The following is a 2431-nucleotide window of genomic DNA, read 5'->3' as shown; positions in this document are numbered from 1 at the left end:
CACCGGGCAAAACAGGCGCCTGGCGCCGGATATTCATTGCCGGGCGGCGCTGCGCTTGCGCCGGCCTACGTTTCCGTGACATTTGTCGCAGCTCGTAGACCCGGTAAGGCGCAGCCGCCACCGGGCAAAAACAGGCGCCTGGCGCCGGATGCCCATTGCCGGGCGGCGCTGCGCTTGCGCCGGCCTACGTTTCCGTGACATTTGTCGCAGTTCGTAGGCCCGGTAAGGCGCAGCCGCCACCGGGCAAAACAGGCGCCTGGCGCCGGATGCCCATTGCCGGGCGGCGCTGCGCTTGCGCCGGCCTACGTTTCCGTGACATTTGTCGCAGCGCCACCGGGGAATGCGTTCAGCTTACCAGTCCGCCTCCTGGCCGAGGATGCGCAATATATCCTGACGATGCTGCAGCAGCTGCGGGTTATCGCGATGACGGGGAAAAGCCAGCGGCAGCGCAAACTCGGCGATAATCCGCCCTGGACGCGGCGACATCACCAGCACCCGCTCGCACAGCAGCAGCGCCTCTTCGATATCGTGGGTCACCAGCAGGCTGGTATACCCCTGCTGCTGCCAGAGGGCGATCAGCTCCCGCTGCATACTGATGCGGGTCAGCGAATCGAGTTTGCCCAACGGCTCGTCGAGCAGCAGCAGACGCGGTTCGTTCAACAAGGCGCGCGCCAGCGCCGCACGCTGCGCCATACCCCCGGACAGCTGCCGCGGCCACGCCTCGCTGAAGGCCTGCAGCCCGATGCGGTCAATCAACGCGTCTGCCTTCGCCTCCAGCCCCTTTTTGCCCTGCGCCTGCGGGCCCAGCAGCACGTTCTGCCGCACCGTCAGCCACGGATAGAGCGTCGGATCCTGAAACACCAGAATTCGCTCCGGCCCCGGGGCGCCGCGCGCCGCGCCGTCGATCTGCATCTGTCCGCTCTGCGGCGCTTCCAGCCCCGCCAGCAGCCGCAGCAGGGTTGATTTACCGCAGCCGGAAGGGCCCAGCAGCGCCACGCTTTCCCCCGGGCGCAGCTGCAGGCTGATATTCTCCAGCACCGGTACCGTCTGTTTGCCAAGCGTAAACGCATGATGAAGATGGCTGATGGATACCGCCGCGCCGCGCGCTATCGTCTCGGTTACCATTGCATCCCTCCTCGCTGCCAGCTCAGCAGCCGGTCACGCAGCATAAATAATCCGCTTATCAGGCCGGAACATAACAAGGCCATCACCAGCAGCGCGGCATACATATTAGGATAGGCCGCCCAGCCCTGGGCCCACTGGAGGTAAAAGCCGATCCCCGACTTCACCCCGACCATTTCGGCGACAATCAGCACCGAAAACGACGCGCCGAGCCCCATAAACAGGCCGACAAAGACGTTCGGCAACGCGGCGGGGATCGCCACCCGCAGGATCAGGAAACGCTGGCTGGCGCCGAGGGTCCGCGCCACGTCGTACCACGCCTTATCAATGCCCATCACTCCGGACCAGGTCAGCACCGTGACCGGGAACCAGGTGCTCAGCGCGATCAAAAACACGCTGGCGCCGAAGCTCGAGGGAAAAATAAACAGGCACAGCGGCAGCAGCGCGGTGGACGGCACCGGCCCCAGCAGACGTAACACCGGATGCACCCAGTAGCCAACCCGTTGCGACCAGCCGATGGCCAGACCGGTGATGAACCCGCTGCTGGTACCCAGCAGCACACCGAGCCCCAGCAGCCCCAGGGAGTGCAGCAGGCTGTCGAGCAGGCGCGGCCAGTCGTCGTGCAGCACCTCGATCAGCGCCTGCGGCGGCGCGAAGAATGGTACCGGCAACACGGCAGTCTTGGCGGTCAGCCCTTCCCAGACAGCAAACAGCACCGGCAGCAGCGCCAGCCACTTGCCGGCATGCAGCACACGCGCGCCGCGCGCCCGCCAGTAGCGATAGCTCAGCGCCAGCAGCAGCAAGCCGCCGCCGAGGGTGAATTGCGCCAGCGCCCAGCCTTCGCTAAACGGCCAGCGCCGCCCGGCGTCGGGCCAGGTCAGAGTAAACAGACCACCCAGCAGCCACAGCGCGGCGGCCAGCAGCCCTTCTCCCCACAGCGGCGCGCGGCCGGTGGGGCGCGCCAGAGCCTGCTCAGGCGAATACGTTGGCATAGATACTCTCCGCGAACTGATGGGGATCGGTACCCGGCTTGATCACCTGCACCCGCTGCAGGTCGACCGCATACTGCGTCAGCTCTTTCACGAACGCTTCGCCCACCGCGTGATGGCCGTGGCCCTGCCCGTGCAGGATGCCGCTCACCTCCGCTTCACTGGTATTCAGGGCATGGGCGAGGAAGGATTGCGCCACGCTTTCCGGATGCGCAGCGGCATAGCTGTGCGCCTCAAGGATCGCCTGGGTGAGCGCCGCGGCGGCCGGTTTATGGTCCCGCGCCAGGCTCCCGCTCACCCCCAGCACGCAGCAGCTGAGG

At 66.4% G+C, this 2431-nt stretch carries 2 protein-coding genes and 1 pseudogene; all 3 read right to left on the bottom strand.

What is annotated here, in order from left to right; genetic code table 11:
• Positions 1-351: 351 nt before the first annotated feature.
• Entirely contained in the window at positions 352-1125 is a 774-nt protein-coding gene (locus HMPREF1024_RS00205; RefSeq protein WP_009310072.1) for an ABC transporter ATP-binding protein, read from the bottom strand.
• Positions 1119-2114: an ABC transporter permease gene (locus HMPREF1024_RS00210; protein ID WP_009310071.1), complete on the bottom strand. Its 996-nt coding sequence runs from the start codon at positions 2112-2114 to the stop codon at positions 1119-1121. The genes HMPREF1024_RS00205 and HMPREF1024_RS00210 overlap by 7 nt, the downstream gene beginning before the upstream one ends.
• Positions 2095-2431 (bottom strand): annotated as a pseudogene (locus HMPREF1024_RS00215) (ABC transporter substrate-binding protein); the annotation flags it as partial. The pseudogene HMPREF1024_RS00215 and the gene HMPREF1024_RS00210, both read right to left, overlap by 20 nt.

It is taken from the genome of Klebsiella sp. 4_1_44FAA, from assembly GCF_000238715.1.
In the GTDB taxonomy this organism is placed as follows: Bacteria; Pseudomonadota; Gammaproteobacteria; order Enterobacterales; family Enterobacteriaceae; genus Klebsiella; species Klebsiella pneumoniae.
This window is presented reverse-complemented; position numbering and strand designations above follow the sequence as displayed.